Origin of the sequence: Leclercia tamurae (assembly GCF_025566055.1) — a bacterium.
Classification (GTDB): Bacteria; Pseudomonadota; Gammaproteobacteria; order Enterobacterales; family Enterobacteriaceae; genus Enterobacter; species Enterobacter tamurae.
The window spans coordinates 262927-268955 of record NZ_JAMHKS010000071.1; the positions used below are offsets into that span (position 1 = coordinate 262927).

Here is a 6029-nt window from a genome sequence, read left to right on the forward strand (position 1 = left end):
GAGTCGTTATGGATCTTGCGTCACTTCGCGCTCAACAACTTAAACTGGCTGCGTCGGTCTCCCGTGAAGACCGGCTGGATAAAGACCCACCTTCGCTGATTGCCGGGGCGGATGTCGGGTTTGAGCAGGGTGGAGAGGTGACGCGGGCGGCGATAGTGCTCCTGACCTGGCCCGGGCTGGAGCTGGTGGAGTACCAGGTGGCGCGCATCGCCACCACCATGCCCTATATCCCCGGCTTCCTCTCTTTTCGTGAATATCCCGCGCTGCTGGCGGCGTGGGATCAGCTTTCGCAAAGACCCGATCTGCTGTTCGTGGATGGCCACGGGATCTCCCATCCGCGCCGTCTCGGCGTCGCCAGCCATTTTGGCATGTTGGTAGATGTCCCGACCATCGGGGTGGCGAAAAAGCGCCTCTGCGGTAAGTTTGAACCCCTTTCGGCAGAGCCCGGCGCGCTGGCACCCTTGATGGACAAAGGCGAGCAGTTGGCCTGGGTCTGGCGCAGCAAGGCGCGCTGTAATCCGCTGTTCATCGCCACCGGTCATCGCGTCAGTACCGACACCGCCCTGGCGTGGGTGCAACGCTGCATGAAAGGTTATCGATTACCCGAGCCGACCCGCTGGGCCGATGCGGTGGCTTCCGGGCGTCCCGCTTTTGTTCGATGGCAGGAAATTCAGCGCTGATTCAGGTAAACTGCGGCTAATTTTCGATTCGAGACTTCATCATGTTACAAAACCCGATTCACCTGCGCCTCGAGAAGCTGGAAAGCTGGCAGCATGTCACCTTTATGGCCTGCCTGTGCGAACGCATGTACCCGAACTACGCCATGTTCTGCAAGCAGACTGAATTTGGTGACGGCCAGCTGTATCGCCGTATTCTCGATCTGGTGTGGGAGACGCTGACGGTCAAAGATGCGAAGGTGAACTTCGATTCTCAGCTCGATAAGCTGGAAGAGGCGATCCCGGCGGCTGATGACTACGATGTCTATGGCGTCTATCCGGCGATTGATGCCTGCGTGGCATTAAGTGAACTGATTCATTCGCGCCTGAGTGGCGAAACGCTGGAACATGCCATCGAAGTCAGTAAGGCTTCAATTACGTCAGTGGCGATGCTGGAGATGACTCAGGAAGGTCGGGAAATGACCGATGAAGAGCTGCGTTTAAACCCGGCTGTTGAGCAGGAATGGGACATTCAGTGGGAAATATTCCGTTTGCTGGCAGAGTGCGAAGAACGCGATATCGAGCTGATCAAAGGTCTGCGTGCAGACTTGCGTGAGGCTGGCGAGAGTAACATTGGTATAAATCTTCACCAGTGAAACAATAAAACGTGATTTTACGCCTGTTTTGTCATACCTGTACTCTTCCCTTCTGCCCCCCGTCTGGTCTACATTTGGGGGGCGAAAAAAAGTGGCTATCGGTGCGTGTATGCAGGAGAGTGCTTTTTTGGCATTTTCGTCGCACTCGATGCTTAGCAAGCGATAAACACATTGAAAGGATAACTTATGAACAAGACTCAACTGATTGATGTAATTGCGGACAAGGCTGATCTGTCTAAAGTGCAGGCTAAAGCTGCTCTGGAATCCACCCTGGCTGCTATTACTGAGTCTCTGAAAGAAGGCGATGCTGTACAACTGGTAGGTTTCGGTACCTTCAAAGTGAACCACCGCGCTGAGCGTACTGGCCGCAACCCGCAGACCGGTAACGAGATCAAAATCGCTGCAGCTAACGTGCCAGCATTTGTATCTGGCAAAGCACTGAAAGACGCAGTTAAGTAAGCCGCGTAGCAGTGAACAGTTTTATCGAGGGGGCGGTTTCGCCCCTTTTGTCTGTCTGGCGCCAGGCAATGGCGCTGGCAGGCATACTTTTGCTGTCTGCCTGCAGCCATGACGCCTCGCTGCCGCCTTTTACCGCCAGCGGTTACGCTGACAATCAGGGTGCGGTACGTATCTGGCGTAAAGACACCGACGATGAAGTCCATCTGCTCTCTGCCTTTAGTCCCTGGCACAGCGGCAGTACTACGACCAGCGAGTACAGCTGGCAGGGTGATACGCTTACCCTTATCGACGTGAATATCTACAGTAAGGTGCCCGAGCATGTGCGGGTGCGTTTTGACGACCACGGTGAGCTGAGCTTTATGCAGCGCGAAATCGGCGGTCATAAGCAGCAACTCTCTACCGACCAAATTGACCTCTACCGCTACCGTGCCGACCAGGTTCGTCAGACCAGTGACGCGCTGCGACAGGGGCGGGTAGTGCTGCATCAGGGGCGCTGGCATGCCGATGGCACAGTGACCACCTGCGAAGGCCAGACCCTGAAACCGGATCTTGATAGCTGGGCGACGGAACATATCGGACGCCGTCAGAGCCACTCCTCCATGGAAGTGAGCGTCGCGTGGCTGGAAGCGCCGGAAGGATCACAGCTGCTGCTGGTGGCGAACGAAGATTTCTGTACCTGGCAGCCAACCGAGAAGAGTTTTTAAATCCCCTCTCCCTTGAGGGTGAGGGGAAACAGACGGCTCCGTTACTCCCCTTGCTCCCGCGCAATCGCACGATAACCAATATCGTTACGGCTGAAGCTGCCGTTCCAGCGAATGTCCGCCATCAGGGCATAGGCACGCTGCTGTGCTTCTGCGACGGTATGACCCAGCGCGGTGGCGCACAGGACGCGGCCCCCGTTGGTCAGCACGCGATCGTCATCAGACAGCGTCGTGCCGGCATGGAACACCTTCGCGCCTTCCACCTGCTCCAGCGGCAGACCGTGGATCTCATCCCCGGTGCTGTAGTTGCCCGGATAACCGCCCGCCGCAATTACCACGCCCAGCGATGCACGCTCGTCCCACTCGGAGGTTTTCTTGTCCAGCTTGCCTTCGCAGGCCGCCAGGCACAGATCCACCAGATCGGATTTCATGCGCAGCATGATCGGCTGAGTTTCCGGATCGCCAAAGCGGCAGTTGAACTCGATAACCTTCGGGTTGCCCTGCTTGTCGATCATCAGGCCCGCATAGAGGAAGCCGGTGTAGGTATTGCCTTCCGCCGCCATGCCTTTCACGGTTGGCCAGATGATGCGGTCCATGGTGCGCTGGTGAACTTCATCGGTCACCACCGGCGCAGGGGAGTAAGCCCCCATCCCACCGGTATTCGGACCGGTATCCGCATCGCCAACGCGCTTATGGTCCTGGCTGGTGGCCATCGGCAGCACGTGCTCGCCGTCGACCATCACGATAAAGCTCGCCTCTTCTCCGTCGAGGAACTCTTCGATCACGATACGGTGGCCCGCATCGCCAAAAGCGTTACCCGCCAGCATATCCTGAACCGCGGCTTCGGCTTCTTCGAGGGTCATCGCCACGATCACGCCTTTACCGGCAGCCAGACCGTCGGCTTTAATCACAATCGGGGCGCCTTTTTCACGTAAGTAAGCCAGGGCTGGCTCGACTTCAGTGAAGTTCTGGTATTCCGCGGTCGGGATGTTGTGACGCGCGAGGAAATCTTTGGTGAAGGCTTTAGAGCCTTCCAGCTGGGCGGCACCTTCGGTCGGACCGAAGATGGTCAGGCCCGCAGCGCGGAAGGCATCCACCACGCCAATCACCAGCGGCGCTTCCGGGCCGACGATAGTCAGGTCGATCTTCTCGTTCTGGGCAAAGCTCAGCAGCGCCGGGATATCGGTCACGCCGATGGCGACGTTCTGCAGGGCGGGCTCCAGCGCGGTACCGGCGTTACCCGGGGCCACGAAGACGGTTTTTACCTGCGGAGACTGCGCCGCTTTCCACGCCAGGGCGTGCTCGCGCCCGCCGTTACCAATCACTAATACTTTCATTTTCTGCTCCGGGAATTAATGGCGGAAATGACGCATGTCGGTGAAGATCATCGCGATGCCGTGTTCGTCAGCCGCGGCAATGACTTCGTCATCGCGGATAGAACCGCCAGGCTGGATCACGCAGGTGATGCCTACCGCTGCCGCCGCATCGATACCGTCACGGAACGGGAAGAAGGCGTCAGAGGCCATGGCAGAACCTTTCACTTCCAGCCCTTCGTCGGCTGCCTTGATACCGGCAATTTTCGCGGAGTAGACGCGGCTCATCTGGCCTGCGCCTATCCCGATAGTCATGTTCTCTTTCGCATAGACGATGGCGTTGGATTTCACGAACTTCGCCACTTTCCAGCAGAACAGCGCATCACGCAGTTCCTGCCCGGTCGGCTGACGCTTGCTGACCACGCGCAGGTCGGCTTCTGTCACCATACCCAGGTCGCGATCCTGAACCAGCAGACCGCCGTTCACACGTTTGAAGTCCAGGCCCGGAACGCGTTCCGCCCACTGGCCGCAGGTCAGCACACGAACGTTCTGTTTCGCGGCAGTGATTTTCAGGGCTTCTTCGGTGGCAGAAGGGGCGATAATCACTTCAACGAACTGACGGGAGATGATTGCCTGAGCGGTTTCAGCATCCAGCTCGCGGTTGAAGGCGATAATGCCGCCGAACGCAGAGGTCGGGTCGGTTTTGTAGGCGCGATCGTAAGCATCCAGAATCGAGGTGCTGACCGCCACGCCGCATGGGTTCGCATGCTTGACGATCACGCAGGCTGGCTCGCTGAACTCTTTCACGCACTCCAGCGCCGCGTCGGTGTCCGCGATGTTGTTATAGGAGAGCGCTTTGCCCTGAACCTGCTGCGCTGTCGCAACGGAGGCTTCTTTTACTTCTTCTTCTATATAGAAGGCTGCCTGCTGGTGACTGTTCTCACCGTAACGCATATCCTGCTTCTTAATGAAGTTCAGGTTCAGTGTGCGAGAGAAGCGACCGGACGGTTCGTTGCTTTCGCCGTGATAGGCAGGTACCAGGCTACCGAAGTAGTTGGCAATCATGCTGTCGTAGGCGGCGGTATGTTCGAAGGCTTTAATAGCGAGGTCAAAACGGGTTTCGAGATTCAGGGAGCCTTCGTTGGCATCCATCTCGTTAATGATGGCGTCGTAGTCGCTGCTCTTCACGACGATGGCGACATCTTTATGGTTCTTGGCGGCGGAGCGCACCATGGTTGGGCCGCCGATATCGATATTCTCTACGGCGTCTTCCAGCGAGCAGCCTTCACGGGCAACGGTCTGGGCGAATGGATAGAGGTTAACGACAACCATATCGATTGGCGCGATCCCGTGCTGATCCATAATGCCGTCATCCTGACCGCGACGACCCAGGATGCCACCGTGAACTTTCGGGTGCAGGGTTTTGACACGTCCATCCATCATTTCCGGGAAACCGGTGTAATCGGACACTTCGGTTACCGGCAGGCCTTTCTCTGCTAACAGGCGGGCAGTACCGCCAGTGGACAGCAGCTCCACACCACGTGCAGAAAGTGCCTGAGCGAATTCGACGATACCGGCTTTATCAGAAACACTGAGCAGAGCGCGGCGGACTGGACGACGTTGTTGCATGGTAAATCCCCTGGATTTGACGATTACAGAGAGCGTTAGGTGAGTTTTCTACATAAAAACTCAACTAACACACCTGGTGGGGCCGCTTTATTTAGCGCGAGCATTTTAACGAAAACGTTTGCGCAACGCTCGCACATTTTCACTTTTTCGTCGCATTGTGGATAAGTCTGTGAGTAATCAGGTATAAGGCGGGGTTTTGCTGGGGAATGCAGCAGTCAGTCATTTTTCTGTCATTTAAGGGTTGCGGCCCCGGGAGAACTCCCTATAATGCGCCTCCATCGACACGGCAGATGTGAATCACTTCACACAAACAGCCGGGTCGGTTGAAGAGAAAAGCGAAAATAAAGGCTTGACTCTGAAAGAGGAAAGCGTAATATACGCCACCTCGCAACGGTGAGCGAAAGCCGCGTTGCACTGCTCTTTAACAATTTATCAGACAATCTGTGTGGGCACTCAAAGTGACATGGATTCTTAATGTCTTCGGACACTAAATGAATACCAAAGTCTCTGAGTGAACATACGTAATTCATTACGAAGTTTAATTCACGAGCATCAAACTTAAATTGAAGAGTTTGATCATGGCTCAGATTGAACGCTGGCGGCAGGCCTAACACA

General features: G+C 56.2%; 6 protein-coding genes. 4 read left to right on the top strand and 2 right to left on the bottom strand.

Translation table 11 applies throughout. The features are described from left to right. Nucleotides 1-8 precede the first annotated feature (8 nt). The 4 genes from nfi to M8318_RS10235 all read left to right on the top strand — a co-directional run bounded on the left by nfi (nucleotide 9) and on the right by M8318_RS10235 (nucleotide 2475). Entirely contained in the window at nucleotides 9-680 is a 672-nt protein-coding gene (gene nfi, locus M8318_RS10220) for a deoxyribonuclease V (RefSeq protein WP_262662370.1), read from the top strand. Nucleotides 681-721: 41 nt separating this feature from the next. Then, the gene (locus tag M8318_RS10225) at nucleotides 722-1312 is read left to right on the top strand and encodes a YjaG family protein (protein WP_106996058.1); all 591 of its coding nucleotides are present in this window, start codon (nucleotides 722-724) and stop codon (nucleotides 1310-1312) included. A gap of 186 nt (nucleotides 1313-1498) precedes the next feature. Continuing rightward, nucleotides 1499-1771: a nucleoid-associated protein HU-alpha gene (gene hupA / locus M8318_RS10230; protein ID WP_032615913.1), complete on the top strand. Its 273-nt coding sequence runs from the start codon at nucleotides 1499-1501 to the stop codon at nucleotides 1769-1771. 11 nt (nucleotides 1772-1782) lie between these two features. Further along, complete coding sequence (locus M8318_RS10235; protein WP_106996059.1) at nucleotides 1783-2475, top strand: DUF1481 domain-containing protein; 693 nt, start codon at nucleotides 1783-1785, stop codon at nucleotides 2473-2475. A 41-nt stretch (nucleotides 2476-2516) separates the two neighbouring features. Here M8318_RS10235 and purD read toward each other — a convergent pair whose 3' ends face one another. Next, the gene (gene purD / locus M8318_RS10240) at nucleotides 2517-3809 is read right to left on the bottom strand and encodes a phosphoribosylamine--glycine ligase (protein ID WP_262662371.1); all 1293 of its coding nucleotides are present in this window, start codon (nucleotides 3807-3809) and stop codon (nucleotides 2517-2519) included. A 15-nt stretch (nucleotides 3810-3824) separates the two neighbouring features. Continuing rightward, complete coding sequence (gene purH / locus M8318_RS10245) at nucleotides 3825-5414, bottom strand: bifunctional phosphoribosylaminoimidazolecarboxamide formyltransferase/IMP cyclohydrolase (RefSeq protein ID WP_262662372.1); 1590 nt, start codon at nucleotides 5412-5414, stop codon at nucleotides 3825-3827. Nucleotides 5415-6029: the final 615 nt, after the last annotated feature.

Bases quoted from the DNA above. Each gene is read 5' to 3' on its own strand.
- nfi (WP_262662370.1), top strand. From the start codon at position 9: ATGGATCTTGCGTCACTTCGCGCTCAACAACTTAAACTGGCTGCGTCG.
- M8318_RS10225 (WP_106996058.1), top strand. From the start codon at position 722: ATGTTACAAAACCCGATTCACCTGCGCCTCGAGAAGCTGGAAAGCTGG.
- hupA (WP_032615913.1), top strand. From the start codon at position 1,499: ATGAACAAGACTCAACTGATTGATGTAATTGCGGACAAGGCTGATCTG.
- purD (WP_262662371.1), bottom strand. From the start codon at position 3,809: ATGAAAGTATTAGTGATTGGTAACGGCGGGCGCGAGCACGCCCTGGCG.
- purH (WP_262662372.1), bottom strand. From the start codon at position 5,414: ATGCAACAACGTCGTCCAGTCCGCCGCGCTCTGCTCAGTGTTTCTGAT.